The organism is Rathayibacter sp. AY1A2, from assembly GCF_002930935.1.
Classification (GTDB): domain Bacteria; phylum Actinomycetota; class Actinomycetes; order Actinomycetales; family Microbacteriaceae; genus Rathayibacter.
Genome location: NZ_PSTP01000001.1, coordinates 100,659 through 127,051 on the forward strand (window position 1 = coordinate 100,659; position 26,393 = coordinate 127,051).

A 26,393-nucleotide genomic window follows, 5' to 3' on the forward strand; every position below is an offset into this window, starting at 1 on the left:
ACGGAGCGCCCAGCGCCTCCCGGTCAGCTGATGGCGAGGATGTCGACCACGAAGACGAGGGTGTCGGTCCCGCTGATCCCCGCGTTCTGGTTGCCCTGGTCGCCGTAGCCCTTCGACGGCGGGATGGTGACGAGCACCTGCGAGCCGACGGTCTGGCCGACCACGGCCTCCTTGAAGCCCTCGATCACGTCGCCGGTGCCGAAGGCGGCGGGAGCCGGCTTCCCCCAGCTCTGGTCGAACACCTCGCCGGTGCCCCAGACCACGCCCTGGTACTGCACGATCAGCTGGTCGCCGTCGGCCACGGTCGCGCCGCTCCCCTTCTTGAGGACGGCGAGCTGCAGGTCGGCGGGCGGGTCGGTCGAGGGGATGGTGACGGTGGGCGCCCCGTCCTCGGCGAGCGCCACCGTCGGCAGGCCGTCGACCGGGGGCTGCGGCTCGCCGTCGGCGGCGGTCGGCACGATCTGCTCGACGTCGATCACCATGACGATCGAGTCGGTCGCGGCGATGCCGAACTGGCTCTGCCCGGCGTCGCCGAACGCGTCGGCCGGGGGAACGACTGCGACGACGCGCGAGCCGACGGTCGCGCAGTTGACGGCCTTCACGAGGCCGGCGAGGTACTGGTCGGTGTCGACCTCGAAGGCCGCGCGGCCACCGGACGCGTAGCTGCTCGCCGAGAACTCGGCACCGCTCGTCCCGTTGTAGAGCGTGTAGTCGACCAGCACGGTGTCGCCCTCGGCGACCTCCTCGCCGGTGCCCTCGATCGCGACGGAGCGCTCGGTGGCGTCCACGCTGACCGGGCTGGGGAACACGGTGACCGGCTTGGTGGCGAAGTCGCCGCTGGTCTGCACCGCGGCGGTCGCCTCGCCCTCGGTCGCGCAGCCGAGCGGGGTGGCGGAGGCGGACGGCGCTGCATCCGGCTCCCCGGGGGTGCAGGCCGCCAGGCTCAGGGAGGCGCCGAGGACGGCGAGGATCGCGATGGTTCTGCGCACAGGGGCACCTTTCGTGACCGGCGGCGGCCGGTGGACGTTCGGGGATCGCCTCCATCCTGCACGGCGCGCCTCGCAACGCGCTGGGTGCGGGTCCTCGAACGGTCCCAGGCCTACCATCGGGGCATGCGTGAATTCTCGGTCCCCCAGTCCCGAGAGCTCGTCACCGAGCTCCCCGGCCCGCGCTCCGTCGCCCTCCAGGAGCGCCGCATCGCCAGCGTCTCCCGCGGCGCCGGGACGCTCGCGAACATCTACATGGACCACGCGTCGGGCGCGGTCCTGGTCGACGTCGACGGCAACCGCCTGATCGACCTCGGCTGCGGCATCGGAGTGACCACCATCGGCCACGCGCACCCCGCGGTCGCCGCGGCGGCCGCCGCGCAGGCCGAGAAGCTGACGCACACCCTCTTCACCGTCACTCCGTACGAGAACTACGTCCGGGTCGCCGAGAAGCTCGCCGAGATCACCCCCGGGGACTTCGAGAAGCACTCGATCCTGGTGAACTCCGGCGCGGAGGCGGTCGAGAACGCCGTCAAGATCGCGCGGAAGTTCACCGGCCGCCGCGCCATCGCGACGCTCGACCACGCCTTCCACGGCCGCACCAACCTCACGATGGCGATGACCTACCGCCCCTGGCCGGAGCGCGCGGGCATGGGCCCCTTCCCGGGAGAGATCTACAGCCTCCCGATCAGCTACCCGTTCCGCGACCCCGAGGGCATGACGGGCGAGGAGGCGGCCGAGCGCACCATCGACCACATCACCACCCACATCGGCGCGCAGGAGCTGGCCGCGCTCTTCGTCGAGCCGATCCAGGGCGACGGCGGCATCATCATCCCGGCGCCGGGCTACTTCCGCCGCCTGTCCGAGTTCTGCACCGAGAACGGCATCGTCTTCGTCGCGGACGAGATCCAGGCCGGCATCGCCCGCACCGGCACCTGGTACTCCATCGAGCACCACGGCGTGGTCCCGGACCTCATCACGACGGCCAAGGGCATCGCCGGCGGCTTCCCGCTCGCCGCCGTCACCGGCCGCGCCGAGATCATGGACGCCGTGCAGCCCGGCGGCATCGGCGGCACGTTCGGCGGCAACCCCGTCTCCACCGCCGCGGCGCTCGCGACGTTCGAGGCGATCGAGTCCGAGGGCCTGCTGGAGGAGGCGCAGCGGGTCGAGCGCCTACTGCAGGCGCGGATCGGCGACTGGGCCGAGCGCTTCGCGGTCGTGGGCGAGGTCCGCGGCAAGGGCGCCATGTGGGGCGTCGAGCTCGTCCACCCGGGCACGAAGAAGCAGTACCCGGAGGCGCTCACAGCGATCCTGAAGCACGCCACCACGAACGGCGTGATCGTCCTCGACGCGGGCAGCTGGGACAGCGTGCTGCGGATCATGCCGAGCGTGGTCATCAGCGAGGAGCTCATCGACGACGCCGCGACGGTCATCGAGGAGGCGCTCGCCCAGTTCGGCTGATCCGCCGCATGACCGGAGCGGCATGGACGCCCCGGTAGCTTCGTCGGAATGCGGATCGACGACGACCACGAGAGGCCGACTCCCCCGGGGATCGGCCTCTCCGCGCGTCTGGCGCGCCTGTCCATCGGCGGCGTCGGCCGGCTGGTCTACCGGCCGATCGTGGAGGGGCGCGACAACGTCCCGGCCGAGGGACGCGTGATCCTGGCGGCCAACCACCTCTCGTTCATCGACTCCCCGGTGCTGACGCTGCTCGCCCCGCGGCCGGTGCAGTTCCTGGCCAAGTCGGACTACTTCACGGGGACCGGCGTGCGGGGCGCCCTCTCGCGCGCCTTCTTCACGAGCGTCGGAGCCGTCGCGGTCGAGCGCGGCGCCGGCCAGGCCGCTCAGGAGGCGCTGGACCTCGGCCGGGCGATCCTCGAGCGGGACGAGGCGTTCGCCGTCTACCCCGAGGGCACCCGCTCCCGCGACGGGCGCCTCTACAAGGGCCGCACCGGAGTGGCGTGGCTCGCCCTCACCACGGGCGCGCCGGTGGTCCCCGTCGGCATGATCGGCACGCAGGAGCTCCAGCCGGTGGGCACGAGGGTGCCGCGCCTGCACCGGATCACGGTCCGCTTCGGGGCTCCGCTGGACCTCTCGCGGCACGGCTCCGCCGACTCCGGCCGCGCCCGACGCCACGCCACCGACGAGGTGATGGCGGCCGTCCACGCGCTCTCCGGGCAGGAGCTCGCCGGTGCGTACAACGAGTCGCCGCCGACGACCACGGTCGAGCGCATCCGCCGGGCGCTCCCGCACGAGCGCCGCTGAGCCTCAGCGCGCGGACGCCTCCGGCTCGTGGGAGACGGGGAAGTTCACCGAGTTGGCGATGAAGCAGAGCCGGGAGGCCTCGGCGTGCAGCGTCTGGGCGATCTCCACCATCGACTCCTCGGCGACAGTGACGCGGGGCCGGAGGGTCACCGAGGTGAAGCGGCCGCTCTCCCCCTCCTGCAGCATCGAGCCCACCGCGTCGTCCGTGTAGCCGGTGACGACGACTCCGTTCTTGACCGCCACGTGCAGGTAGGAGAGGAGGTGGCACTGCGCGAGCGCCGCGAGGAGCAGCTGCTCCGGGTTCCAGCGGTCGGCGTCGCCCCGGAAGGGCGTGTCGGCCGAGGCGAGGATGGGCGCCGGGCCCTCCGCCGTGACGGTCAGCTGGCGCCCGTACTCGCGGTAGCCGCTCGTGCCGGTGCCCCGGTCGCCCTCCCAGACGACGGACACCGCGTACTCGTGCTCGGACTTCATCGGGCTCCTCCTCGACGGCGGTGGATCAGGCCGGTCGCGCCGGTCTGGACCTCTGGACGCGGAACCCCCGCGGGTAGACTCCGAGGACCATGACAGACACGCTCGCCCCCCAGGTTCCCACGTCCGCAGTCCCCCAGGAGCGGCGCGTCGCGACCGAGATCCCCGGGCCGCGATCCCGGGCCCTGCACGAGCGCCGCCTCGCCGTCGTGCCCACCGGCGTCGGCACCGCGCTCCCCGTCTACATCGACCGCGCGCACGGCGCGATCCTGGTCGACGTCGACGGCAACAGCTTCATCGACCTCGGCGCCGGCATCGGCGTGACGACGATCGGGCACACCGACGACTCCGTCGTCGCGGCCGCCGCGGAGCAGCTCGCGCGCCTCACGCACACCCTCTTCACCGTCACTCCGTACGAGCCCTACATCCGCGTCGCGGAGCTGCTGGCCCAGCACACCCCCGGCGACTTCGCCAAGAAGACCGTCCTGGTCAACTCCGGTGCCGAGGCGGTCGAGAACGCCGTCAAGATCGCGCGCAAGCACACCGGCCGCCCCGGCGTCGCGGTGCTCGACCACGCGTACCACGGACGCACGAACCTCACGATGGCCATGAACTTCAAGGCGCTGCCCTACGGCCTGGGCTTCGGACCCTTCGCCAGCGACGTCCACCGTGCGCCGAGCTCGTACCCGTACCACGACGGCCTGTCGGGAGCCGAGGCCGCCCAGCGCGCGATCTCGTACCTCGAGAAGACCGTCGGCGCGTCCGCCCTGGCCTGCCTCGTCGCCGAGCCCATCCAGGGCGAGGGCGGCTTCATGGTCCCCGCCGACGGCTTCCTCCCGGCACTGCAGGAGTGGTGCACGGCCAACGGCATCGTCTTCGTCGCCGACGAGATCCAGTCGGGCATGGCCCGCACCGGCGCCTGGTTCGCCAGCGAGCACCTCGGCCTCGTCCCCGACCTCGTCCTCTCGGCCAAGGGCATCGCCGGCGGCCTGCCGCTCGCGGGCGTGACGGGCCGCGCCGAGATCATGGACTCGGCGCAGGCCGGCGGACTGGGCGGCACCTTCGGCGGGAACCCCGTCGCCGCCGCCGCCGCCGTCGCGGTCTTCGAGCGCATCGAGCGCGAGGGCCTCCTCGCCGAGGCCGACCGGATCGGCGCACGCCTGGGCGCGGCGCTGCGAGGCCTGCAGGAGCGCTACGACATCATCGGCGACGTCCGCGGCATCGGCGCGATGATGGCGATGGAGCTCGTGCAGCCCGGCACCGCCGGCACCACGAAGGAGCCGAACGCCGTCGCGGTCCAGGCGATCATCGACTACGCCGCCCAGCACGGGGTCCTCGTGCTGAGCGCCGGCACCTACGGCAACGTGGTCCGCTTCCTGCCGAGCCTCGCCCTCACCGACGAGCTGCTCGACGACGCCGTGTCGGTCATCGCCGACGCGTTCGCCACCCTCTAGGCGCGATCCTCCGAAGGCCACCGCGGGCGCCGAGGCGCTCCCCGGTGGCCTTCGGCGTCTCCGAGAGCGCGGGACCGGTCGGCGCATCGGGCAGGATGGGGGGATGCCAGCAGGAACCTTCACCGTCGCCGAGTCCGTCGAGCTGGCCGTCGTCGAGCGATCCGGGTTCGTCGAGTCGCGCCACGCCGGCTCCGCCGTCCTCCTCGACTCCGAGGGCCGCGTCGCCCGCAGCCTCGGCACCCCGACGGCTCCCGTCTTCCCCCGCTCCTGCCTCAAGCCGTTCCAGGCCCTCGCGGTGATGACCGCCGGAGTCGAGCTGAACGGCGCGGAGGCGGTCATCGCCACCGCGAGCCACGCCGGCATCCCCCAGCACGTGGCGCTGGTGCAGAACCTGCTCTTCCGCGCCGGCCTGGACCACACCGCCCTGCAGTGCCCGGCCGACTGGCCCGGCGACTCCGGGACCCGCGCTCAGCTGCTGCGGGCGGGCGCGACTCCGGACCCGCTCTACATGAACTGCTCGGGCAAGCACGCGGCGATGCTGCTGGCCTGCGTGCAGAACGGCTGGAGCACCGAGGACTACCTCGAGCGGACGCACCCGCTGCAGCAGCACATCGTCGACACGATCGAGCGCCTCACCGGCGAGCGCGTCGTGGCCTCGGGGATCGACGGCTGCGGAGCTCCCGTGCACGCCCTTCCTCTGACCGCGCTGGCGAAGGGCGTCTCGCGGATCGTGTCCTCCTCCCCCGCCTCACCGTTCGGCCTCTACCGCCAGGCCGGCGTCCTCACGGCCGCGATCCTCGAGAACGCGTGGGCGATCGACGGCCCGGGCCGGGACAACACCGTCGTGATCGAGCGCCTGGGCCTGGTCGCCAAGCTCGGCGCCGAGGGCGTGCTCGTGATGGCCTCGCCCGACGGCACCACCGTCGCCCTGAAGATCCTCGACGGGAGCCTCCGCGCCGCGACCGTGGTCGCGCTGAAGCTCCTGGTCGAGGCGGACGCGGTGGACCGGACCGCGGCGAACGACGTGCTGGTGCGGCTGAACCCGGTCGTGTCGGGCGGCGGGCGCCCGGTCGGCGCGATCCGTGCCTCCTACGTCTGACCGCACCTCCCGGCACACCCTGAGCTACTGCTCGCGCGTGAGGCGCTTCGCCCGGGCCGCCGCGGAGACCTGCGTGATCACCACCACGAGGATCGCCAGGACGAACACCGCCGACGCGATGACGTTCGCCTCCGCCGGGATGCCGCGCGCCGCCGCGATGTAGATGTACTTCGGGAACGTGGTGACCGATCCGGAGTTGAAGTTCGTGATGATGAAGTCGTCGAAGCTCAGCGCGAACGAGAGCAGCGCCGCGGCGAGGATGCCGGGCAGCAGCAGCGGGAAGGTGATCCGCCAGAAGACCTGGTTCGGCGACGCGTAGAGGTCGCGTCCCGCCTCTTCCAGCTTCGGATCCAGGCTCGCCACCCGCGCCTTCACGGTGACCACGACGAAGCTGATGCAGAACATCGTGTGCGCCAGCACGATCGTGACCAGTCCCTTCTCGGCGCCCACGCTGAGGAACTGCGCGGCGAGGCCGGCTCCGAGCACCACCTCCGGAGTCGCCATGGGGAGGAACAGCAGCAGGCTGATCGCCGACCGGACCCGGAAGCGGAACCGCACGAGCGCGATGGCGATCATGGTGCCGAGCGCAGTGGCCAGCACGGTGGCGATCACACCGACCAGCAGGCTGTTCCCGAAGGCGGTCATCACCTCTTCACTGGTCCAGGCCGACACCCACTTGTCGAGGGTGAAACCGCGCCAGGCGAGGTTGCTCTTCCCCGAGTCGTTGAAGGAGAAGACGAAGGTGTACCCGATAGGGATGAGCAGGAAGAGCAGCGCCAGCGCCGTGTAGACGCCGAGCCCGAGGCCCCGGAAGCGGCGGCGGCCCCGGATCGGGGCGGGGGGCGGCGCGCCGAGCGCCTCCTGGGCGCTCGCGAGCGGACGGTCGGCCGTCGCGGTCACAGGAGGTCCTCCGTTCCACTGCGCTTCACGTAGAAGCCGACGATGACCAGGATCACGGCCATCAGCACGATCGAGAGCGCGGCGGCCGCCGGGTAGTTCTCGAGCGTGAGGAAGTTCGCCTCGATCGCGTTGCCCACCATCGAGGTCTGCGACGAGCCGAGGAAGTCCCGGCTCGCGTTGATGTAGTCGCCCGCCGCGGGGATGAACGTCAGCAGCGTGCCCGAGACGATGCCCGGCATCGACAGGGGGACGGTCACGCTCCAGAACACGGAGGCGGGGTGCGCGTAGAGATCCGACCCGGCCTCCAGGAAGCGCACGTCGAGGCGCTCGAGCGTCGTGTACAGCGGCAGCGTCATGAACGGGATGAAGTTGTAGGTGATGCCGAAGATCACGGCGATCGGCGTCCCCGTGAGGTGGCCGTCGCTCGGCAGGACCGCCACGGCCTTGAGCGCCTGCACGAGCGGGCTCTCGTCCGCGAGGATCTGCTTCCACGCCAGCGTCCGGAGCAGGAAGCTGATGAAGAAGGGCGCGATCACCAGCGTGAGGAGCAGGTTCTGCAGCAGCGGCCAGGGCCGCGCTTTCACTCCGATGAAGTAGGCCAGCGGGTAGCTGATCACCAGCGCGAGCACCGTCGCGATCAGCGCGTAGCCGAAGGAGCGGAGCACGTGCGGCCAGTAGTCGCCCATCACCACGAGGTAGTTCTGCCAGGCGAACCCGGGGGCGTACTCGCCGATGTCCCCGTCCGGCACCTCGGCCTGGAAGGACGTGAGCACGAGCGAGATCAGCGGCGCCAGGAAGAACAGCAGCATGTAGGCGATGCCCGGCAGCAGCAGGACCAGCGCGATCGTCGACCGCCGGCGGACCGGAGCGTCCTGAGGATCCGCCTGCCCCGTGGCGAAGGCGGCGAAGGCCATGCCTACGCTCCCCCGCTGCGACCGGCCAGGAGCCCCCGGCGCTGCACGGCGATGGCGCTGGTGGAGTCGTCCGCCTCGAAGCGTGGGACCGAGCCCGGTTCGTCCGCGAGTCCGAAGCCGTGCTCGGTGCTGAAGCCGACCCACACCTCCGCTCCCTCGCCCACGACCGGCCCGAAGACCATGTTCTGCGCGAAGACGACCACCGGGCCCAGGCCCGGCATCCGGATCGTGTACTGGGTGCTGACCCCGCTGAAGGAGACGTCGACCACGCGGCCGGGCCCGAGCACGTTCCGGCCGGAGTCCGCCGAAGGCTCCTGCGTCAGCAGCAGGAGCTTCTCGGGGCGGACGCCGACCGTGATCTCCCCGCTCGTGCGGGCGCAGCGGGCGACGGGCACGACGATCCGGTGCCCGCCCGCGTCGACGGTGAGTGCGCGGTCGGTGCTGCCGACCACCTCGCCCGTGAAGAGGTTGGACTGGCCGAGGAAGTTCGCGACGAACGCGGTGCGCGGGAGCTCGTAGAGCTCCTCCGGCGCGCCCATCTGCTCGATCCTGCCCTTGTTCATCACCGCGACGGTGTCGGCCATCGTCATGGCCTCCTCCTGGTCGTGCGTGACGTGGAGGAAGGTGAGGCCCACCTCCTCCTGGATCGACTTGAGCTCCAGCTGCATCTGCCGGCGGAGCTTGAGGTCGAGGGCGCCGAGCGGCTCGTCGAGCAGGAGCAGGGCGGGCCGGTTGACGAGGGCGCGCGCGAGGGCGACCCGCTGCTGCTGACCACCGGAGAGCTGCGCGGGTCGGCGCTGGGCGAGGTGGTCGAGCTCGACCAGGCGGAGCGCCTCGTGCGCCTTGCCGACGGGGTCGGCGATCCTCCGCCGCTTCAGGCCGAAGGCGACGTTCTCGAGGATCGACATGTGCGGGAACAGCGCGTACGACTGGAACACGGTGTTGACGGGCCGCTGGTACGTCTTCGTCTCGGTGACGTCCCGCCCGCCGATGAGGATCCGGCCGGCGGAGGGCTCCTCGAGCCCGGCGACCAGGCGCAGCGTCGTCGTCTTGCCGCAGCCCGAGGGGCCCAGCAGGGCGAAGAAGGAGCCCGCCGGGATGGTGAGGTCCAGGGAGTCGATGGCCGTGAAGCCCGGGTACTGCTTGCTGATCCCGACCAGCTGGAGGTCGGCGCCGCTCTCGGCGAAGGTCCCGATCGCCATCAGATGCCCAGGAGCACCTTCTGGAACTCGGCCTGGTACTCCTTCTCCTCCGCGGCGGTCAGGGTCCGGAACACGTGCGCCTGCGCGAGCGTGTCCTCGTCGGGGAAGATCAGCTGGTTCTCGGCCAGCTCCGGATCGATGCTCTCCATGACGTCCTTCGCTCCATCCACGGGGGTGATGTAGTTGACCCAGGCGGCCACCTCGGCGGCGACCTCGGGCTCGTAGTAGTAGTTCATCAGGGCTTCGGCGTTGGCCTTGCGCTCGGAGCCCATCGGGACCACGAAGGTGTCGTTCCAGAGTGCGCCGCCCGAGTCGGGGAAGGCGAACTCCCACTTGTCGCCGGCCTCGGCGTTGATCAGGGTGATGTCGCCGGACCAGCAGATCGCCGCGAGGGTGTCCTCGTTCTGCAGGTCGTTGAGGTACGCGTTCCCCTTGATGTTGCGGATCTGTCCGGCGTCGACCTGCTCGCGGAAGACGTCGATCGCGTTCATGTACTCGTCGTCGCCCCAGGAGCCGGCGATGTCCGTCCCCTGAGCGAGCATGATGAGCCCGATCGTGTCGCGCATCTCGCTCAGCACGCCGACGCGGCCGCGGAGCGACGGATCCCACAGATCCTCGATGCTCGAGAGGCCCTTCGGCAGCTTCTCCCTGTTCCAGCAGATGCCCGAGAACCCCGCCTGGTACGGGAGGGAGAGCCTGCGGCCCGGATCGAAGTCGGGGTTCGCCAGCGAGGGGGTGAGGTTGGCGATGTTCGGGATGTTCGCGTGGTCGAGCTCCTGCACGTAGCCGCGGCGGACCAGGCGCGAGACCATCCACTCCGTCAGGCAGACCGTGTCGGCGCCGATGTACTGCCCGAGCGCGAGCTGGTCCTTCACCTTGCCGTAGTACGAGTTGTTGTCGTCGACGGCGACGTTGTAGGTCACCGCGATGCCCGTCTGCTCCTCGAAGCCCTGGAGCGTGGGGTGGTTCCCGTCGTCGTCCTCGTCCATGTAGGCGGGCCAGTTGTCCCACACCAGGTGCGGGTCGCCGGCCGATCCGTCGGCGGCGGCGGTCGGAGCGGCACGGGTCTGCGGGGCGCAGGCGGCCAGGGCGAGGGCACCCGCTCCGAGGCCGATCCCGCCGAGGACCGCCCGACGCGAGAGGACCGCCCGGCGCTCGCGCTCGTGCGAGCGTGCCGCGGCGACCGCCCGGCGGAGGACGGGATCCCTCGGGAGGGGACGGGTCATGGCGGGGGCTCCTGACTGCGTCGGGGCTCGTGCCTCGGGGGCCGAACGTGGGGAAATACTGGCACAGCGCTCATCTGCCTGTCACGGCGAACGGAGGAGAACGCTCATCCGGAAACATGATCGTCACGAATTCCGCACCCGGAGGCCGTGTCAACCGCCGATTCGGTCCCCGGAGGCCGTGCCGTCAGCGGGTGAGGGGCGGGCGTCCCGAGCCGCCGGCGGACCCGTCGACGCGCTCGACCGCCATCTCGACGGAGGAGAGCAGGATCCGGCTGCCGAGCTTCGCGCGGTAGCGGCGGCCGGCCTCGAGCGGGAGTGGCGCCTGGGTCGGCGCGACCAGCACGGACCCGTTGGCCGACCAGCGGTCCCTGACCCAGAGCCCGCCCTCGTCGAAGCCGAACTCGAGGTGGGTCTTGGAGAGGGATCGCGACGGATCCGGGATCGCGAGGATGTGCCGGAACGTCTCGTTGGGGTCCGGGAGCGGCTGGCGTCCGATCAGGCCGTTGCCGGTCACGATCGCGTGCTGCCCGGTCGCGAAGCTGAGGCGCACGAGCCCCTGCGAGGGCGGCGCCATCGGAGCGCCGGGGGCGGGACGCCGGTGCCGGCCGGGGGCCAGGCCCGGCAGCCAGGCACGGCGGGACGGATCGAGGACCGTCGTGTCGCCGGAGGACGAGGGGCGGGACGCACCCGTCGTGGCATGCGCCGCCACCGACGAACCGCACTCGCCGCAGAGGATCGCCCCGGGAGCGAGGTTGGAGCCACACGTGCTGCAGATCACCGAGAACGCCCTTCCGCTCACCATCGTACCCAGCGCCGGCGCGGGGAGCCCCGAGCCGGCCGAACCCGACGCGAACCGGCAGGCGCAGGACCGTCGTACGGCCGTTCGGCGCGTGCGGGCGGTCCGGCGGCACCGCCACCGCGGCCGTCCCATGCCGGAGCGCTGCTCGTCAGACCGGTGCGCCGGCCTCCTCGTCGCCGGTGACCGCGAGGACGTCGACGACGATCACGGTGACGTTGTCGCGCCCGCCGTTGTCCAGCGCGGCGTCGACCAGGGCGTCGGCCGCCTCCTGAGCGGAGCCGGTGCCGCTGAGCAGGTGGCCGACGCCGGCATCGGTCAGCTCCTTCGTGAGTCCGTCCGAGCAGATCAGCAGACGCGATCCGGCGAGGACGGGCACGAGCCGGTAGTCGGGGACGGGCGCCTCGTGGAAGCCGACCGCGCGGGTGATCACGTTGCTGTGCGGATGCACGTCGGCCTCGTCGCGGGAGATCAGGCCCGCGTCGACCAGCTCCTGGACGATGGAGTGGTCCACGGTGAGCTGCACGAGGGTCCCGGCGACGCTCAGGTACACGCGCGAGTCGCCGATGTTGAAGACGGACCAGTAGGGCTCTCCCCCGACCACCGTGAGCGCGATCCCGGTGACCGTGGTCCCGGTGCCGACGTCGGCCGTGTGCGACTGCCGGGCGATGTCCCCGACCGCCTCCCGAAGCGCCCGGTCGATCTCCTCCGCTCCGACGGTCGCGCCGAGCGCCGCGGTGGACAGGCGCGACACGACCGCGTCGCTGGCGACCTCTCCTGCCGCGTGCCCGCCCATCCCGTCGGCGACAGCGAAGAGCGGGCTCTTGGCGAGGTAGCTGTCCTCGTTCGCGCTGCGCACGTGGCCGGTCTCGGTGCGCGCGGCCCAGCCGAGGGTCACTTCGGCCGAGGGCGCGTCGGAGCTCCAGGCGGAGACGGGGACGGTGACGGACGCGCGGCTGCGGCCGATCTGCGTCATCGCTGCTCCTCGCATCCCCGTGGCCCGCGCCCGTCCGGTCCGACGGCCCGTGACCGCCGGCTCCAGGGGTGCCCGGCCGCCTCCCGATGGTAGTCGCTGACGGCCCTCCGCCGAGCCGGCCGCCATCGCTGTCGCCCGATGTCCGTCGCGCAGACGGGACCACGCTTAGACCACCGGATCCGATGCCGGAGCGAGCTCCGACGTGCGGATCCACTTGCCCGGGCCCCCGTGGACTGCCAGAATCGCCGCATGGCCCCGTCTCGCCCACCCTCTCAGCGTCCTGTCCAGCTCGACGAGGTGTCGAAGGCGATCATCGAGCAGCTGCAGGCGGACGGTCGGCGCTCGTACGCCGAGATCGGCAAGGCCGTGGGCCTGAGCGAGGCGGCCGTCCGGCAGCGGGTGCAGAAGCTCACGGAGTCGGGCGTCATGCAGATCGTCGCGGTGACGGATCCGATGCAGCTCGGCTTCTACCGCCAGGCGATGATCGGTGTGCGCGTCACCGGCGACACCCGCGACGTCGCGGACCGGCTCGCCTCCATCCCCGCCGTCGACTACGTCGTGCTGACAGCCGGCTCCTTCGACATCCTCGCCGAGGTCGTGTGCGAGAACGACGACGATCTGATCGCCCTGCTCAACCAGGAGATCCGGTCGCTTCCCGGCGTGCTCTCGACCGAGACCTTCGTCTATCTGAAGCTCCACAAGCAGTTCTACAACTGGGGAACGCGGTAAAAGATGACCACCGAGACAGCCTTCTCGACCTCCGGCCTCGAGTCGGGCGATCCCGTCCGCGGGACCGACGCGCCAGGGGGGATCGACGACGCCTCCCTGCAGAAGAAGGCGAAGGACCACCTCTGGATGCACTTCACCCGTCAGTCGACGATGGACTCGGGCGCGGGCGTGCCGATCATCACTCGCGGCGAGGGACACCACATCTGGGACAGCACCGGGCGCAAGTACTTCGACGGCCTGTCCGGCCTCTTCGTCGTCAATGCGGGACACGGGCGGCGCCGACTGGCGGAGGCCGCGGCGAAGCAGGCGTCCGAGCTCTCCTTCTTCCCGCTCTGGTCCTACGCGACCCCCTCGGCGATCGAGCTGGCCGACCGGCTCGCCGACCACGCGCCGGGCGACCTGAACCGGGTCTTCTTCTCGACCGGCGGCGGCGAGGCTGTGGAGACGGCTTTCAAGCTCGCCAAGCACTACTGGAAGCTGCAGGGCAAGCCGGGCAAGCACAAGGTCGTCTCGCGCTCGGTCGCGTATCACGGCACTCCCCAGGGAGCGCTCGCGATCACGGGCATCCCCGGGATGAAGTCGATGTTCGAACCGCTGGTGCCGGGCGGCTTCCGTGTCCCCAACACCAACTTCTACCGGGCTCCCGAGCACGGCGACGACCTGGAGGCGTTCGGCCTGTGGGCGGCGAACCGCATCGAGGAGATGATCGAGTTCGAGGGGCCGGACACGGTGGCCGCCGTGTTCCTGGAGCCCGTGCAGAACTCGGGCGGCTGCTTCCCGCCCCCTCCCGGGTACTTCCAGAGGGTCCGCGAGATCTGCGACAAGCACGACGTGCTGCTGGTGTCCGATGAGGTGATCTGCGCGTTCGGCCGCATCGGGCACATGTTCGCCTGCGACGAGTACGGCTACGTGCCGGACATGATCACCTGCGCGAAGGGGATGACCAGCGGCTACTCCCCCATCGGCGCGACGATCGTCAGCGATCGGATCTACGAGCCCTTCCGCCACGGTCAGGTCGTCTTCCCGCACGGCTACACCTTCGGCGGCCACCCCGTCTCGGCCGCGGTCGCGCTCGAGAACCTCGACATCTTCGAGGAGGAGGGCTTGAACGAGCGCGTGCGAGAGAACTCGCCCGTCTTCCGGTCCACGCTCGAGAAGCTGCTCGACCTGCCGATCGTCGGCGACGTCCGGGGCGACGGCTACTTCTTCGGCATCGAGCTGGTGAAGGACAAGGCGACGAAGGAGACGTTCGACGAGGACGAGTCGGAGCGGCTGCTGCGCGGATTCCTCTCGAAGGGGCTCTTCGACGCGGGGCTGTACTGCCGGGCGGACGACCGCGGCGATCCCGTCGTCCAGCTCGCGCCGCCGCTCACCATCGGCCCGCGCGAGTTCGACGAGATCGAGCAGATCCTCCGGAGCGTGCTCACCGAGGCCTGGTCGCGGCTCTAGCGCCCTCACGCGGCGCGCTCCCGACGATCGGCGGCGAGTGCGGCCGCGACTCGGCGCGCACCTGCGTGGTGCGGATCGAGAGCGACGGCCTCGTCGGCGAGCCGTCCGGCCTCGTCGGCACGGCCCTCACCGGCCAGGATCCGGGCGAGGAGGACGAGCACTCCGGCTCGCTCACTCGCGGGTGCGACGACGGCGGCACGGCGGAGCAGCGGGGCGAGCGCTCCCGACGCGCCGGGGTCACCGCTCCGCGCCGACCGCAGCACGCGGTCCGCACCGCGGCTGCGCTGCACGGCCACGACGAGCGCAGCCAGGCCCGCCGGCCGGACCTCGGGATCGGGACCGGCGAGAGCTCGCCGGACGAGGTCGTCGACACCGTGCAACAGCACGTCGGGCAGTTCGGCCCGCGGGTGGCGGTCGAGGAGACGGTCGACCGCGGCGGCCGCCGCTCGCGGGTCGTCCCGGTCGCCGGCCTCGAGCCCGTCGTCGCGGCCGGACGACGGGAGCACGGCGACGCGGAGGGCGAGGCCGGGGAGCCGGCGCGCACGCTCCTCGAGGGCGGCGACGAGTCCCTCGCACGACTCCGGACCCGCCTCGCCGGGATGCACCAGCGCGAGTGCTCGCTGCACCCGCCCGAACCGGCCGAGCGCACCGAGGCTGGCCCGCGCGATCAGGGACGGATCCGCCCCCGACAGCTCGAAGCGGAGCGAGCCGCTCGGCGCTCCGGCCCGGAACGGGACGAGCACGAGGCTCGCCTCGGCCGCACCCCGCTGGGATCCGTGAGCGGCGTGGAACAGGGCGGCGTCGTCGGGTGAGGCCGGGACACGCGAGGCGGGAGCGGGGTGGAGGAAGATCGCTGAGGAGGTCATGCTGCGATCCTGCCGACCCTCGCACCCGCCGGGAGCGACGGCCCTCGGGATCATCGGAAGGATCTCGAGATCGCCGCCTGTGGAGGGAGAGGTCCCATCGACACCGAATCGCCGGCGCACGGATGGCGCCCTCCGGCCCCCAGGAATCCCTCCACAGGGACCGATCGGCCGAGTTCTGCACCGGTGTCCGATTCCCGCCGGTCGGTGGGGAGTCCCGCGGATACTCTCGACGCATGAGAACGACTCCCCTTCACGTCCGACGGACGACGAGCCCCCTCGGCCGCATCGAGGTGGGCAGCGACGGCGATGCGATCGTCTCGCTCGCCATCGAGCAGGCCGGTCTGCTCCCGCACGAGCACCTCCCGGAGTCGGACCTCCCGGTGCTCCTGCGGGCCGTCGAGCAGCTGGACGAGTACTTCGACGGGACCCGCCGCTCTTTCGATCTGCCGGTCGCTCTGCGCGGCACGCCCTTCCAGCTCGAGATCTGGCAGCGGCTCCAGGCTCTGGGCTTCGGGGAGATCACCTCCTACGGCGCACTGGGCACGGCCGCCGGTCGCCCCCGAGCGGGCCGGCCCATCGGCGGAGCGGTCGGTGCGAACCCGGTGCCGATCATCGTGGGCTGCCACCGCGTCCTCGCGAGCGACGGACGGATCACCGGCTTCAGCGCGGGCGAGGGCGTCGCCACGAAAGCCTGGCTTCTCGATCACGAGGGGATCGCCCACCGATGAGCACGGCCGACGGACTCATCGAGGGAGAGGACGGCCTGGTCCGCTGCGCCTGGAGCGGCACGGATCCGGAGTACCGCCGCTACCACGACGAGGAATGGGGCACCCCGCTGCACGGAGATCGCCCGCTGTTCGAGAAGATCTCCCTCGAGGCGTTCCAGTCCGGCCTCTCCTGGATCACGATCCTCCGCAAGCGGCCGAGGTTCCGCGAGGCCTTCGACGGCTTCGATCCGGCCCGGGTCGCCCGGTACGACGACACCGATGTCGAGCGGCTGATGGAGGACAGCGGCATCATCCGGAACCGCGCGAAGATCATCGCCACCCGGGACAACGCCCGGGCCGTGCTCGCGCTCCTCGAGCAGAGAGGCGAGGGCGCGCTCGACGAGCTCGTGTGGTCCTTCCATGATCCGGACGTCGAGGACCGGGTGGTTCGAGCCGCCGACGTCCCTGCGACGACGCCCGGGTCGACGGCGCTCGCGCGAGCGCTGAAGGCCGCCGGGCTCCGCTTCGTCGGACCGACCACCGCGTACGCGCTGATGCAGTCGGCGGGAGTCGTCGACGACCACCTCACCGGCTGCTGGCGCCGACGCTGACGCCTACGACTCCGGCACGACGAGGTCGAGCTCTCCCGTGTGCCGGTTCTCGGCGAGCAGGAACCCGCGCCCGGCCGCCCACGCCGAGAGCTCGCCGAGCGACTCCGTCGCCACCCGGTCCTCCGCCAGCGCCCTGACGAAGCGCCCCTTGCCCTGCTTGTTGAAGTGGTTCAGCGACCGGAGGGCGCCGTCGGCCCCGCGCGAGCGGACGCGGACGAAGAACCGCCCCTCGCCCGCAGGAACCGGTCCGAGCGCCGCGTACGCCTCGCTCCGCAGATCGAGGACGAGCCCGTCGAGCGCGCTCAGCACCCGCCCGGCCTCCGGCGCCCACCAGCGTTTGAGCGGCCTCCCCGGCACACGGGAGTCGTGGGACAGACGGTATGCAGGGATCAGGTCGAGGGCGCGGATCGGCCCCCAGAGCGCGGACTGCACGATCGCCGTCCGACCGAGCACCTCCCGTGCACCGGGATCGAGGCTGCGCGCGTCGAGCGCATCGAAGAGCACCCCGTCGAAGCGGTCGACCGCGGGGAGGCCTGCCGCGGTCGCGAGCGCCGCGTTGCGATCGATCTCGCCGAGCTGACGCGGACCGAGCTTCAGCGCCCGGGCCGAGAGCTCGCGGTCCCCGGCCAGCGCGATCAGCGCCTCCGCCAGCTCGCGCCGCTTCGCGTGGAGCTCGGGGAAGGCGAGCGACTCGAGCACGAACGGCTCGTCGCCGCCGTCGCGCTTCGTCTCGGACGGTGGCAGCAGGACGTGCACAGGACTCCTTCGGAGAAGAGGGACGGGCGGCACGACGAAGGGGCCGGACGATCGCGATGATCGTCCGGCCCCTCCGTGCCGCGGTGAGCGGCGGTGTACTAGACCAGCGATGCCTGACGGGCGACCACGGTCACCACGTCGTTCTCGACGGACAGGAAGCCGTCGTCGGCCTGCGCGGTGAGACGCGTGCCGTCCAGGGCCGTGACGCGCACCTCGCCGGTGGCGAGGATCGCGAGCATCGGCTCGTGGCCGGCGAGGATGCCGATCTCGCCCTCGACGGTGCGAGCCGTGAGCTGCTTCGCCTCTCCGGACCACACCTCGGCGTTCGCGGACACGACGCTGACCTTCAGGGTCCCGGCCATGATCAGCCGTTCTCCTTCTGGATCTGGGTCCACTTCTCCTCGACGTCCGAGATCGAGCCGACGTTGAAGAACGCCTGCTCGGCCACGTGGTCGAACTCGCCCTTGGTGATCGCGTCGAACGACTCGATCGTGTCCTTCAGCGGGACGGTCGAGCCCTCGACACCCGTGAACTTCTTCGCCATGTAGGTGTTCTGCGAGAGGAACTGCTGGATCCGGCGCGCACGCGACACCGTGATCTTGTCCTCCTCCGACAGCTCGTCGACACCGAGGATCGCGATGATCTCCTGCAGCTCCTTGTTCTTCTGCAGGATCTGCTTCACGTTCGTCGCCACGCGGTAGTGGTCGGCGCCCAGGTAGCGGGGGTCGAGGATGCGCGAGGTGGACGTGAGCGGGTCGACGGCCGGGTAGAGGCCCTTCGACGCGATCTCACGGGAGAGCTCGGTGGTCGCGTCGAGGTGGGCGAAGGTGGTCGCCGGCGCCGGGTCGGTGTAGTCGTCGGCGGGGACGTAGATCGCCTGCAGCGAGGTGATCGAGTGTCCGCGCGTCGAGGTGATGCGCTCCTGGAGCACACCCATCTCGTCGGCGAGGTTCGGCTGGTAGCCCACCGCGGAGGGCATGCGGCCCAGGAGGGTCGACACCTCCGAGCCGGCCTGCGTGAAGCGGAAGATGTTGTCGATGAAGAGCAGCACGTCCTGCTTCTGCACATCGCGGAAGTACTCCGCCATGGTCAGTGCCGACAGGGCGACGCGCAGACGCGTTCCCGGCGGCTCGTCCATCTGGCCGAAGACGAGCGCGGTCTTGTCGAAGACGCCCGCCTCCTCCATCTCGGCGATGAGGTCGTTGCCCTCACGGGTGCGCTCGCCGACGCCGGCGAACACGGACACTCCACCGTGGTCCTGCGCGACGCGCTGGATCATCTCCTGGATGAGGACGGTCTTGCCGACGCCCGCGCCGCCGAACAGGCCGATCTTACCGCCCTGCACGTACGGAGTGAGCAGGTCGATGACCTTGATGCCGGTCTCGAACAGCTCGGTCTTGGACTCGAGCTGGTCGAACTGCGGGGGCTTGCGGTGGATCGGCCAGCGCTCGGTGATCTCGAACGACTCGCCGTTGATCTTCCCGTCGGCGTCGGCGTTGAGCACCTCGCCGATCACGTTGAAGACCTTGCCCTTGGTCACGTCGCCGACCGGGACCGAGATCGGCAGGCCGGTGTCGTGGACCTCCTGGCCGCGGACGAGTCCGTCGGTGGGGTTCAGGGAGATGGCCCGGACGAGGTCGTCGCCCAGGTGCTGCGCGACCTCGAAGGTCAGCTTGCTCGAGACGCCCTCGACCTCGACGTGCGTGTAGAGCGCGTTGTAGACCTCGGGGATCGCGTCGTGGGGGAACTCGATGTCAACGACGGGGCCGGTGACGCGGGCGATGCGGCCGATGGCCCCGCCCGACGTCCCGGTCGCCGCCTCAGGTGCGGTCAGTGTCATTGCTACTTCCTTCTGTGGTCTCACCGCTCCCGGAGGGCGGAGTCGAAACTGTGTGGAGCGGAGCCCTCTTACTTGGAGGAGGACAGGGCGTCGGCGCCGCCGACGATCTCGGCGATCTGCTGCGTGATCTCGGTCTGGCGGGCGTTGTTGGCGAGACGCGTGTAGGTCTTGATCAGCGTGTCCGCGTTGTCGCTCGCCGACTTCATGGCCTTCTGACGTGCCGCGTGCTCCGAGGCCGCCGACTGCAGCATCGCGTTGAAGATGCGGCTCTCGACGTACACGGGCAGGAGGCGGTCGAGGACCGTCTCGGGGTCGGGCTCGAACTCGTAGAGCGGGTACAGCTCGCTGTTCTGCTCCTCGGCGCCCTCGACGACCTCGAGCGGCAGCAGCCGGACGACGGTCGGCTGCTGGGTGACCATGCTGACGAAGCGGTTGTAGACGAGGTGGATCTCGTCCACGCCGCCCTCCTCGTCATCGAGGTTGTACGACTCGACGACCGCGTCCGCGATCTCCTTCGCCGTCTCGAACACGGGCTGGTCGGTGCCGCCCGTCCAGACGCGGACGCTGGCCCGCTTCCGGAACGAGAAGTACGCGTTCGCCTTGCGGCCGACCAGGTAGAAGACGACCTCCTTGCCCTCGCTGCGCAGCAGCGCGGCCAGCTCCTCGGCCTCCTTGAGCACGCTCGAGGAGAACGCGCCGGCGAGGCCGCGGTCGGAGGTGAAGATCACGATCGCGGCCGTGTCCAGCTTCTCGCGCTCGGTCGTGAGCGGGTGCTCCACGTTCGAGTAGGTCGCGACAGCGGACACGGCGCGCGTGATCGCGTTCGAGTACGGCGCCGCGGCAGCGACGCGGTTCTGCGCCTTCTGGATGCGCGAGGCCGAGATCAGCTCCATGGCCCGAGTGATCTTCTTGGTCGTCTGGGCCGAGCGGATCTTCGACCGGTAGACCCGGAGTTGCGCTCCCATGTGTCTCCTGTTGTCCTAAAAGTGGCGAATCGTCGGGGTGCCGCTGGTCAGCGACGGCCCTTGACGATCTTCTCCTGGCCGACCTCGTCGGCCGCGATGGCCTGGTGCTCCTCGCGCCCGACCGAGGCGAGCGGCTTGCCCTCACCGGTCTGGAACTCCAGCTTGAAGCCGTCGACGGCACGGTTGAGCTCGGCGACGGTGTCGTCGGAGAGCACGTTGGTGTCGCGGAGGGTGTTCAGCACCTGGGTGTTGCGGCCCAGGTAGTCCAGGAGCTCGCGCTCGAAGCGCAGCACGTCGGGGACCGGGACCTCGTCGAGCTTGCCGTTCGTTCCGGCCCAGATCGAGACGACCTGCTCCTCGACGGGGTACGGCGAGTACTGCGGCTGCTTGAGCAGCTCGGTGAGGCGGGCGCCGCGGGCGAGCTGACGGCGCGAGGCGGCGTCGAGGTCGGAGGCGAACATCGCGAAGGCCTCGAGCGAGCGGTACTGCGCCAGCTCGAGCTTCAGCGTGCCGGAGACCTTCTTGATCGACTTGACCTGCGCGTCGCCGCCGACCCGCGAGACCGAGATGCCCACGTCGACCGCGGGACGCTGGTTGGCGTTGAAGAGGTCGGACTGGAGGAAGATCTGGCCGTCGGTGATCGAGATCACGTTGGTCGGGATGTAGGCCGAGACATCGTTCGCCTTGGTCTCGATGATCGGGAGACCGGTCATCGAGCCGGCGCCGAGCTCGTCGGACAGCTTCGCGCAGCGCTCCAGCAGACGGGAGTGCAGGTAGAAGACGTCACCCGGGTACGCCTCGCGTCCCGGCGGGCGGCGCAGGAGGAGCGACACGGCGCGGTAGGCCTCGGCCTGCTTCGACAGGTCGTCGAAGATGATCAGGACGTGCTTGCCGCCGTACATCCAGTGCTGGCCGATGGCCGAGCCCGTGTAGGGGGCGAGGTACTTGAAGCCGGCGGGGTCGGAGGCCGGGGACGCGACGATGGTCGTGTACTCCATCGCTCCGGCGTCCTCGAGCGCGCCCTTCACCGAGGCGATGGTCGAGCCCTTCTGGCCGATGGCGACGTAGATGCAGCGGACCTGCTTGTTCGTGTCGCCCGACTCCCAGTTGGCCTTCTGGTTGATGATCGTGTCGATCGCGATGGCCGTCTTGCCGGTCTGGCGGTCCCCGATGATGAGCTGGCGCTGGCCACGGCCGACCGGGATCATCGCGTCGATGGCCTTGATGCCGGTCTGCAGCGGCTCGTGGACCGACTTGCGCGACATGACACCGGGAGCCTGGAGCTCGAGGGCGCGGCGGCCCTCGGAGGCGATCTCGCCGAGTCCGTCGATCGGGTTGCCGAGCGGGTCGACGACGCGGCCGAGGTAGCCGTCGCCGACGGGGACCGAGAGGACCTCGCCGGTGCGGGTGACCTCCATGCCCTCCTCGATGCCGGAGAACTCGCCGAGGACGACGACGCCGATCTCGTTCTCGTCGAGGTTCTGGGCCAGGCCCAGGACGCCGTTGGAGAAGCGGATGAGCTCGTTGGCCATGACGCCGGGGAGGCCCTCGACGTGGGCGATGCCGTCGGCGGCGTCGATGACGTAGCCGACCTCGGTGGTGGAGGCCTTGCCCGGCTCGTACGACGAGACGAAGTCCTTCAGCGCGTCGCGGATCTCATCCGGGCTGATGGTGATATCTGCCATGGGAATTCCTATTCGTTGGGTCCGTGCGAGCCGAAGAGGTCGTCGGGGCCTGACCTGGATGGTGCGGGGGTCGAGGGCAGTGCCCTCTGAGGATACGTGCGCCCGTCAGGACGCGAGCTGGAGCTTCAGGTCGGACAGCCGTGCGGAGACGGTTCCGTCGATGACCTCGTCGCCGACGTGCAGGCGCATCCCGCCCAGGAGGGAGGGATCGACCACGACGTTGACGGAGACCGGTCGGCTGTACTGGCGCGTGAGCGCCGAGCGGAGCCGGTCGAGCTGCTCGGGGGCGATCGGTGCGGCGACCGAGACCGTGGCGAGGATGAACCCGCCCTGGTCGGCGACCACGCCGGCTGCGAAGCGGACGAGCTCCGGGATGCGTCGACCGCGCGGGTGCGCGATCAGCTGTCGGAGGATCGCCAGCGTCTCGGCCGCGGCCTTGCCCTCGAGGAGGCGCTGCACGAGCGCGACCTTCGAGTCGGCGGCGGCGAGCTTGCTGCCGAGCGCGAGCTCGAGCTGGGCGTCGGAGGCGACGACCTCGCCGAAGGAGTGGAGCTCCTTCTCGAGGTTGACGCCCTCCGGAGCGGAGGACGCGATCGCGCGGACCCCGACCTCCTCGACCCCGGCGACCATGTCGCTCGGGCTCGACCAGCGGTGGCCGACGATCACGGTGAGCAGGCGCTTGGCCGGCTCGCCGAAGGGACCGAACACGCGGGCGACGAGAGCCTGCTTGCTGCTCGAGTCGGCGCTCGGGTCGGCGAGGGCCGCGCGCAGCTGCGCCTGGCCGTCGATGACCCGTGCGGCCTCGAAGAGCTGCTGGGCCGTGTCGAGGGACGCCTGACCGGCGAGGGCGGAGAGCTCCGCCTTCGCCGATGCGAGTGCCTGCCTGGACGCGCTGCCCATCAGTTGTTCGCCTTCTCCGAGGCCTCGAGGTCGGCGAGGAAGCGGTCCACGATCGCGGACGCCTTCGCGTCGTCGTTGAGGCTCTCGCCGATCACGCCGGAGGCGAGGTCGATGGCGAGGGTTCCGACTTCGGAGCGGAGCGAGACCACGGCGGCCTGACGGTCCGCCTCGATCTGGGCGTGCGCGTTGTGGAGGATGCGCTCGGCCTCGACCTGCGCCTGCTCCTTCTTCGCCGCCACGATCGCGTTGCCGTCGGCGTTCGCCTTCTCGCGGATCACTCCGGCCTCGGCGCGGGCCTCGGCCAGCTGGGCGGTGTACTTCTCGAGGGCGGCCTCGGCCTGTCGCTGGGCCTCGTCGGCCTTCGCGATGTTCCCCTCGATCGCGGCGGAGCGCGCGTCGAGCATCTTCTGCAGGCGCGGCAGGACCAGCCTCCAGAAGAAGAACAGCAGGATGAGGAAGATCACCCCCGACCAGAAGAAGTCGTAGAACTCCGGGATCAGAATGACCGCGGGGACGTCACCTTCTTCCGCAGCGATGTTCACAGCGGTGCTGAACACGACTACGCCGCGAAGATGAAGTAGGTGGCGAGGCCGATGAGCGCGAGCACCTCGGTGAACGCGATGCCGAGGAACATCGTGGTCTGGAGGCGGCCGGCCATCTCGGGCTGGCGCGCCATGGCCTCGACGGTCTTGCCCGCGACGATGCCGACACCGATGCCGGGGCCGATCGCTGCGAGGCCGTAACCGACCGTCGCGATGTTGCCGGTGAGTTCGGCGAGAACGGTGACTGAGTCCACGAGTGGGTCCTTTCAGTGGGGTGATCGTGAGAACGGGCGGGAGCCCGTGAGTAGTGGGGTCAGTGCTCCTCGGCGACGGCCAACTGGATGTAGACCGCAGCGAGGAGGGTGAAGATGTAGGCCTGCAGCACGGCGACGAGGAGCTCGAAGAGCGTGAACGCACCGCCGAAGGCGAAGGTCACGACGCCGAAGAGCTTGAAGCCCGGGTCGATCTGGGAGCTGAAGAGGAAGAACTGCGTGGCCGAGAAGCACAGCACCAGCAGGAGGTGGCCGACGATCATGTTCATCACGAGCCGCAGTGCGAGCGAGAGCGGACGGATGATGAACGTCTGCAGCAGCTCGATCGGCGTGAGGATGAAGTAGATCAGGAACGGCGCTCCGGGCGGGAACAGGGCGTTCTTGAAGAAGCCCATCCCCCGGTCCTTGATGCCCGCGTAGATGAACGTCACGTAGGCGACCAGGCCGAGGAAGAGCGGCATGCCCACCACGGAGGTCCCCGCGATGTTCAGGAACGGGACGATGCCGGTCAGGTTCATCGAGATGATCGCGAAGAAGATCGTCACGAGGATCGGGAGGAACCGGCGCGCGTCCTTCTCGCCGAGGATGTCCTTGGCGATGGTGACGCGGACGAAGTCGAACGCGAGCTCGACGACGTTCTGGAAGCGGCCGGGGACGAGGCGCAGCTTGCGCGTCCCGAGCCAGAAGAACAGCATCAGTGCGATGACCGCGATGAAGCGGACCAGCATGACGCGGTTGATCTCGAAAGGGGTTCCCTCGAAGAGGAAACCGGGCGGGAAGAACTCGGAGATCGACGGGGTGTGGAAGTCACTCTCACCGGTCGAGGACGAGACCAACAGGGTCACAGCGTTAGCAAACAGCGCTAGCTCCTGGAATTCGGGGCGTGGCACGTTGCAGCCGACCGAATCGAATCATTCGGACGCAACGCTCTCGCGACGACGAAAGGTGGGGTTTTCCGCTCGGACGGCGATCGTGCTCGACGACCGCCATCAACGATGAGACGATCTGAGGACACGTTCGCCTGCGGGATTCGTCCCTACTGTAGCAACAGAACGGCCTGAGAGCCGAATCGTGGTCCTCTCAGGAACCGTTCGGCTCGTCCTCATCGAGCGATGTCGCTGACGTTCGGCATGCGCGAGCGCGAGACGACGAGGACGTCGATCACCAGGGACCCCAGGACGGCGACGATGATCGTGACGAACATCGCGGTGCTGTTCAGCCACGGCTGATCGCGCAGGACCAGGGCGGCGATCACGAACAGCACGAACTTGGCGAGCCACGTGCCGAGGACGACGGCGAAGAACCCGCCGATGTCGAGGCGGTTGGCGACGAGGATGCTCGCGGCGGTGAGGAGCACCATCACGCCGCCGACGATCGCGCCGAGGAGGGCTCCGATCGCGCCCTCTCCCCCGGCGGCGATCCCGCCGACGACGGTGCCGAGAACGGCCAGGGCGAGCACGAAGAGGCCGCCCACGACCAGCGCACGGCGCAGGACGGGGACGGACGCGGGCTGCGGACGGGGGGTGGCCGGGGAGGCTCCGGTCATGATGCTTCCTTCCGCGCCGTGGTCGGCGCTGTCGTGTCCCGGTCGATCGGGAGTCCGGCCGGCGGACGGATCAGCTCCGTCGAGGACGCGCGGTCGAGGGGGTCGAGGACGGGTGAGGCCTCCGCGGACTGCGCCGCCGCCTCGAGCCGCTTGCGGCGGCTGAGCGGGGCGAGCGTGACGACGGTGCAGACCAGCAGACCGACTCCGAGGAAGACGAGCGGGACCCACAGCACGTCGACCACGAACATCAGCAGGCAGCTGACGGCGACGACGGCGGTCCACGCGTAGAAGATCAGCACGGCGTGCAGGTGGGAGTGCCCCATGTCGAGCAGGCGGTGGTGCAGGTGCTTCCGGTCGGCGCTGAACGGCGATTTGCCCGCGCGCAGGCGCCGGATCACGGCGAGGCCGAAGTCCATCAGCGGCACCACGAGGATCGCGAACGGCAGGATGATCGGGATGAACGCGGGCAGGAGCTCCTTCGCCGCGAGCTGGGCCGGGTCGATCTGGCCGGTGACCGCGATCGCGGAGGTGGCCATCAGCATCCCGATCAGCAGTGCGCCGCTGTCGCCCATGAACATCCGCGCCGGACGCCAGTTGATGGGGAGGAATCCGGCGCAGGCGCCGACCAGCAGGACCGCGATGAGCGAGGCCAGGTTGAAGTAGTCGGTGGGCGAGGTCTGCTGCACCAGCAGGTAGCTGTAGAGGAAGAAGACGCCGTTGGCGATCAGGGCGACGCCCGCCACGAGGCCGTCGAGGCCGTCGATGAAGTTGAGAGCGTTGGTGACCAGGACGATCGCGAGCACGGTGATGATCAGCGACATCCACGGCGAGCCGACGGTCAGGCCGCCGATCGGCAGGGAGACGATCTGCACGCCCTTCCAGGCGATCAGGCCCGCGGCGATCAGCTGACCGGCCAGCTTCGTGGTCCAGTCCAGGTCCCAGATGTCGTCGGCGACGCCGATGAGGACGATGAGCAGGCTCGCGCCGAGGATCGCGAGGATCGGCTCGGGATTGGCGAACACCAGCCGGAAGTAGGGCAGCTGGGAGGCGATGCCGAAGCCGACGAGGATCCCGAGGAACATCGCGATGCCGCCCAGGCGGGGGGTCGGCCGCGTGTGCATGTCCCTGACGCGGATCTTCGGGTAGAGCCGGTACTTCAGGCTCAGCTTCCAGATGACCCACGACAGCGCTCCGGTCACGAGCGCAACCGCGAGCGAGACGAGGGCGAAGGTGATCACC

At 70.3% G+C, this 26,393-nt stretch carries 28 protein-coding genes; 8 read left to right on the top strand and 20 right to left on the bottom strand.

Annotation, left to right across the window (positions count from 1 at the left end; genetic code table 11):
• Window positions 1–23 precede the first annotated feature (23 nt).
• A complete protein-coding gene (locus tag C5B93_RS00455; protein WP_181068285.1) occupies window positions 24–989 on the bottom strand; it encodes an FKBP-type peptidyl-prolyl cis-trans isomerase in 966 nt (321 codons plus the stop codon).
• A 123-nt stretch (window positions 990–1,112) separates the two neighbouring features.
• Between C5B93_RS00455 and C5B93_RS00460 the strand changes: the two genes are divergently transcribed.
• Complete coding sequence (locus C5B93_RS00460) at window positions 1,113–2,447, top strand: aminotransferase class III-fold pyridoxal phosphate-dependent enzyme (protein WP_104291513.1); 1,335 nt, start codon at window positions 1,113–1,115, stop codon at window positions 2,445–2,447.
• A 48-nt stretch (window positions 2,448–2,495) separates the two neighbouring features.
• On the top strand, window positions 2,496–3,251 hold the full coding sequence (locus tag C5B93_RS00465; RefSeq protein WP_104223042.1) for a 1-acyl-sn-glycerol-3-phosphate acyltransferase: 756 nt from the start codon (window positions 2,496–2,498) through the stop codon (window positions 3,249–3,251).
• A 3-nt stretch (window positions 3,252–3,254) separates the two neighbouring features.
• Here C5B93_RS00465 and C5B93_RS00470 read toward each other — a convergent pair whose 3' ends face one another.
• On the bottom strand, window positions 3,255–3,722 hold the full coding sequence (locus C5B93_RS00470) for an OsmC family protein (RefSeq protein ID WP_104291514.1): 468 nt from the start codon (window positions 3,720–3,722) through the stop codon (window positions 3,255–3,257).
• 89 nt (window positions 3,723–3,811) lie between these two features.
• Between C5B93_RS00470 and gabT the strand changes: the two genes are divergently transcribed.
• Window positions 3,812–5,173 (top strand): 4-aminobutyrate--2-oxoglutarate transaminase, encoded by a 1,362-nt coding sequence (gene gabT / locus C5B93_RS00475; RefSeq protein ID WP_104223040.1) that lies wholly within the window; start codon window positions 3,812–3,814, stop codon window positions 5,171–5,173.
• 103 nt (window positions 5,174–5,276) lie between these two features.
• Window positions 5,277–6,272, top strand: a complete 996-nt coding sequence (locus C5B93_RS00480) for an asparaginase (RefSeq protein ID WP_104223039.1) — start codon at window positions 5,277–5,279, stop codon at window positions 6,270–6,272.
• A gap of 24 nt (window positions 6,273–6,296) precedes the next feature.
• Here the strand turns inward: C5B93_RS00480 and C5B93_RS00485 are convergent, their stop codons facing one another.
• The 6 genes from C5B93_RS00485 to C5B93_RS00510 form a co-directional block, all read right to left on the bottom strand.
• The gene (locus C5B93_RS00485) at window positions 6,297–7,103 is read right to left on the bottom strand and encodes an ABC transporter permease (RefSeq protein WP_181068297.1); all 807 of its coding nucleotides are present in this window, start codon (window positions 7,101–7,103) and stop codon (window positions 6,297–6,299) included.
• Window positions 7,104–7,168: 65 nt separating this feature from the next.
• Window positions 7,169–8,086: an ABC transporter permease gene (locus C5B93_RS00490; protein ID WP_104223037.1), complete on the bottom strand. Its 918-nt coding sequence runs from the start codon at window positions 8,084–8,086 to the stop codon at window positions 7,169–7,171.
• Between the two features lie 2 nt (window positions 8,087–8,088).
• Window positions 8,089–9,288, bottom strand: coding sequence for an ABC transporter ATP-binding protein (locus tag C5B93_RS00495; protein ID WP_104225585.1), 1,200 nt, complete (start codon window positions 9,286–9,288; stop codon window positions 8,089–8,091).
• The gene (locus C5B93_RS00500) at window positions 9,288–10,514 is read right to left on the bottom strand and encodes a PotD/PotF family extracellular solute-binding protein (protein WP_104291516.1); all 1,227 of its coding nucleotides are present in this window, start codon (window positions 10,512–10,514) and stop codon (window positions 9,288–9,290) included. Before C5B93_RS00500 ends, C5B93_RS00495 begins: the two co-directional genes overlap by 1 nt.
• Window positions 10,515–10,698: 184 nt before the next feature.
• Window positions 10,699–11,223: a hypothetical protein gene (locus C5B93_RS00505; protein WP_104223034.1), complete on the bottom strand. Its 525-nt coding sequence runs from the start codon at window positions 11,221–11,223 to the stop codon at window positions 10,699–10,701.
• A gap of 238 nt (window positions 11,224–11,461) precedes the next feature.
• The gene (locus C5B93_RS00510) at window positions 11,462–12,286 is read right to left on the bottom strand and encodes a PP2C family serine/threonine-protein phosphatase (RefSeq protein WP_104225583.1); all 825 of its coding nucleotides are present in this window, start codon (window positions 12,284–12,286) and stop codon (window positions 11,462–11,464) included.
• Window positions 12,287–12,535: 249 nt separating this feature from the next.
• Here C5B93_RS00510 and C5B93_RS00515 point away from each other — a divergent pair, with 249 nt between their 5' ends.
• Both C5B93_RS00515 and C5B93_RS00520 read left to right on the top strand, forming a co-directional pair.
• Window positions 12,536–13,015 carry an Lrp/AsnC family transcriptional regulator gene (locus C5B93_RS00515; RefSeq protein WP_104223032.1) on the top strand — a complete coding sequence of 160 codons (480 nt, stop codon included), beginning with the start codon at window positions 12,536–12,538 and terminating at the stop codon, window positions 13,013–13,015.
• A 3-nt stretch (window positions 13,016–13,018) separates the two neighbouring features.
• A complete protein-coding gene (locus C5B93_RS00520; RefSeq protein WP_104223031.1) occupies window positions 13,019–14,464 on the top strand; it encodes an aspartate aminotransferase family protein in 1,446 nt (481 codons plus the stop codon).
• Window positions 14,465–14,469: 5 nt separating this feature from the next.
• Here C5B93_RS00520 and C5B93_RS00525 read toward each other — a convergent pair whose 3' ends face one another.
• A complete protein-coding gene (locus C5B93_RS00525; RefSeq protein ID WP_104291517.1) occupies window positions 14,470–15,330 on the bottom strand; it encodes a hypothetical protein in 861 nt (286 codons plus the stop codon).
• A gap of 233 nt (window positions 15,331–15,563) precedes the next feature.
• On the opposite strand from C5B93_RS00525, the gene C5B93_RS00530 reads away from it, so the two are divergent.
• On the top strand, window positions 15,564–16,058 hold the full coding sequence (locus tag C5B93_RS00530) for a methylated-DNA--[protein]-cysteine S-methyltransferase (protein ID WP_104291518.1): 495 nt from the start codon (window positions 15,564–15,566) through the stop codon (window positions 16,056–16,058).
• Window positions 16,055–16,648 carry a DNA-3-methyladenine glycosylase I gene (locus C5B93_RS00535; RefSeq protein ID WP_104291519.1) on the top strand — a complete coding sequence of 198 codons (594 nt, stop codon included), beginning with the start codon at window positions 16,055–16,057 and terminating at the stop codon, window positions 16,646–16,648. Before C5B93_RS00530 ends, C5B93_RS00535 begins: the two co-directional genes overlap by 4 nt.
• A gap of 3 nt (window positions 16,649–16,651) precedes the next feature.
• Here C5B93_RS00535 and C5B93_RS00540 read toward each other — a convergent pair whose 3' ends face one another.
• From C5B93_RS00540 to C5B93_RS00590, 11 genes are all read right to left on the bottom strand, one after another.
• Window positions 16,652–17,404, bottom strand: a complete 753-nt coding sequence (locus C5B93_RS00540) for a YaaA family protein (protein ID WP_104291520.1) — start codon at window positions 17,402–17,404, stop codon at window positions 16,652–16,654.
• Between the two features lie 98 nt (window positions 17,405–17,502).
• Window positions 17,503–17,766, bottom strand: coding sequence for a F0F1 ATP synthase subunit epsilon (locus C5B93_RS00545; RefSeq protein WP_104223026.1), 264 nt, complete (start codon window positions 17,764–17,766; stop codon window positions 17,503–17,505).
• A 2-nt stretch (window positions 17,767–17,768) separates the two neighbouring features.
• Window positions 17,769–19,244 (bottom strand): F0F1 ATP synthase subunit beta, encoded by a 1,476-nt coding sequence (gene atpD / locus C5B93_RS00550; RefSeq protein ID WP_104223025.1) that lies wholly within the window; start codon window positions 19,242–19,244, stop codon window positions 17,769–17,771.
• Window positions 19,245–19,312: 68 nt separating this feature from the next.
• Window positions 19,313–20,209: a F0F1 ATP synthase subunit gamma gene (locus C5B93_RS00555; RefSeq protein ID WP_104223024.1), complete on the bottom strand. Its 897-nt coding sequence runs from the start codon at window positions 20,207–20,209 to the stop codon at window positions 19,313–19,315.
• A 47-nt stretch (window positions 20,210–20,256) separates the two neighbouring features.
• On the bottom strand, window positions 20,257–21,894 hold the full coding sequence (atpA, locus tag C5B93_RS00560; protein WP_104223023.1) for a F0F1 ATP synthase subunit alpha: 1,638 nt from the start codon (window positions 21,892–21,894) through the stop codon (window positions 20,257–20,259).
• Window positions 21,895–21,999: 105 nt separating this feature from the next.
• On the bottom strand, window positions 22,000–22,794 hold the full coding sequence (locus tag C5B93_RS00565; protein ID WP_104232703.1) for a F0F1 ATP synthase subunit delta: 795 nt from the start codon (window positions 22,792–22,794) through the stop codon (window positions 22,000–22,002).
• The gene (locus tag C5B93_RS00570) at window positions 22,794–23,351 is read right to left on the bottom strand and encodes a F0F1 ATP synthase subunit B (RefSeq protein ID WP_244229449.1); all 558 of its coding nucleotides are present in this window, start codon (window positions 23,349–23,351) and stop codon (window positions 22,794–22,796) included. The genes C5B93_RS00565 and C5B93_RS00570 overlap by 1 nt, the downstream gene beginning before the upstream one ends.
• Before the next feature lie 2 nt (window positions 23,352–23,353).
• Window positions 23,354–23,590 (bottom strand): ATP synthase F0 subunit C, encoded by a 237-nt coding sequence (locus tag C5B93_RS00575; RefSeq protein WP_055794702.1) that lies wholly within the window; start codon window positions 23,588–23,590, stop codon window positions 23,354–23,356.
• A 59-nt stretch (window positions 23,591–23,649) separates the two neighbouring features.
• Window positions 23,650–24,453, bottom strand: coding sequence for a F0F1 ATP synthase subunit A (gene atpB, locus C5B93_RS00580; protein ID WP_068254016.1), 804 nt, complete (start codon window positions 24,451–24,453; stop codon window positions 23,650–23,652).
• A gap of 257 nt (window positions 24,454–24,710) precedes the next feature.
• A complete protein-coding gene (locus C5B93_RS00585) occupies window positions 24,711–25,154 on the bottom strand; it encodes a hypothetical protein (protein WP_104223021.1) in 444 nt (147 codons plus the stop codon).
• Entirely contained in the window at window positions 25,151–26,392 is a 1,242-nt protein-coding gene (locus tag C5B93_RS00590) for an MraY family glycosyltransferase (protein WP_181068286.1), read from the bottom strand. Before C5B93_RS00590 ends, C5B93_RS00585 begins: the two co-directional genes overlap by 4 nt.
• Between the last annotated feature and the right edge of the window lies 1 nt (window position 26,393).

What these genes read in the sequence shown, in the direction of transcription:
- C5B93_RS00480 (WP_104223039.1), top strand. Translation starts at nt 5,277, where the DNA reads ATGCCAGCAGGAACCTTCACCGTCGCCGAGTCCGTCGAGCTGGCCGTC.
- C5B93_RS00500 (WP_104291516.1), bottom strand. Translation starts at nt 10,514, where the DNA reads ATGACCCGTCCCCTCCCGAGGGATCCCGTCCTCCGCCGGGCGGTCGCC.
- C5B93_RS00510 (WP_104225583.1), bottom strand. Translation starts at nt 12,286, where the DNA reads ATGACGCAGATCGGCCGCAGCCGCGCGTCCGTCACCGTCCCCGTCTCC.
- C5B93_RS00555 (WP_104223024.1), bottom strand. Translation starts at nt 20,209, where the DNA reads ATGGGAGCGCAACTCCGGGTCTACCGGTCGAAGATCCGCTCGGCCCAG.
- C5B93_RS00465 (WP_104223042.1), top strand. Translation starts at nt 2,496, where the DNA reads ATGCGGATCGACGACGACCACGAGAGGCCGACTCCCCCGGGGATCGGC.
- C5B93_RS00535 (WP_104291519.1), top strand. Translation starts at nt 16,055, where the DNA reads ATGAGCACGGCCGACGGACTCATCGAGGGAGAGGACGGCCTGGTCCGC.
- atpA (WP_104223023.1), bottom strand. Translation starts at nt 21,894, where the DNA reads ATGGCAGATATCACCATCAGCCCGGATGAGATCCGCGACGCGCTGAAG.
- C5B93_RS00525 (WP_104291517.1), bottom strand. Translation starts at nt 15,330, where the DNA reads ATGACCTCCTCAGCGATCTTCCTCCACCCCGCTCCCGCCTCGCGTGTC.
- C5B93_RS00460 (WP_104291513.1), top strand. Translation starts at nt 1,113, where the DNA reads ATGCGTGAATTCTCGGTCCCCCAGTCCCGAGAGCTCGTCACCGAGCTC.
- C5B93_RS00530 (WP_104291518.1), top strand. Translation starts at nt 15,564, where the DNA reads ATGAGAACGACTCCCCTTCACGTCCGACGGACGACGAGCCCCCTCGGC.
- C5B93_RS00585 (WP_104223021.1), bottom strand. Translation starts at nt 25,154, where the DNA reads ATGACCGGAGCCTCCCCGGCCACCCCCCGTCCGCAGCCCGCGTCCGTC.
- gabT (WP_104223040.1), top strand. Translation starts at nt 3,812, where the DNA reads ATGACAGACACGCTCGCCCCCCAGGTTCCCACGTCCGCAGTCCCCCAG.
- C5B93_RS00565 (WP_104232703.1), bottom strand. Translation starts at nt 22,794, where the DNA reads ATGGGCAGCGCGTCCAGGCAGGCACTCGCATCGGCGAAGGCGGAGCTC.
- atpD (WP_104223025.1), bottom strand. Translation starts at nt 19,244, where the DNA reads ATGACACTGACCGCACCTGAGGCGGCGACCGGGACGTCGGGCGGGGCC.
- C5B93_RS00470 (WP_104291514.1), bottom strand. Translation starts at nt 3,722, where the DNA reads ATGAAGTCCGAGCACGAGTACGCGGTGTCCGTCGTCTGGGAGGGCGAC.
- C5B93_RS00490 (WP_104223037.1), bottom strand. Translation starts at nt 8,086, where the DNA reads ATGGCCTTCGCCGCCTTCGCCACGGGGCAGGCGGATCCTCAGGACGCT.
- C5B93_RS00520 (WP_104223031.1), top strand. Translation starts at nt 13,019, where the DNA reads ATGACCACCGAGACAGCCTTCTCGACCTCCGGCCTCGAGTCGGGCGAT.
- C5B93_RS00545 (WP_104223026.1), bottom strand. Translation starts at nt 17,766, where the DNA reads ATGGCCGGGACCCTGAAGGTCAGCGTCGTGTCCGCGAACGCCGAGGTG.
- C5B93_RS00495 (WP_104225585.1), bottom strand. Translation starts at nt 9,288, where the DNA reads ATGGCGATCGGGACCTTCGCCGAGAGCGGCGCCGACCTCCAGCTGGTC.
- C5B93_RS00515 (WP_104223032.1), top strand. Translation starts at nt 12,536, where the DNA reads ATGGCCCCGTCTCGCCCACCCTCTCAGCGTCCTGTCCAGCTCGACGAG.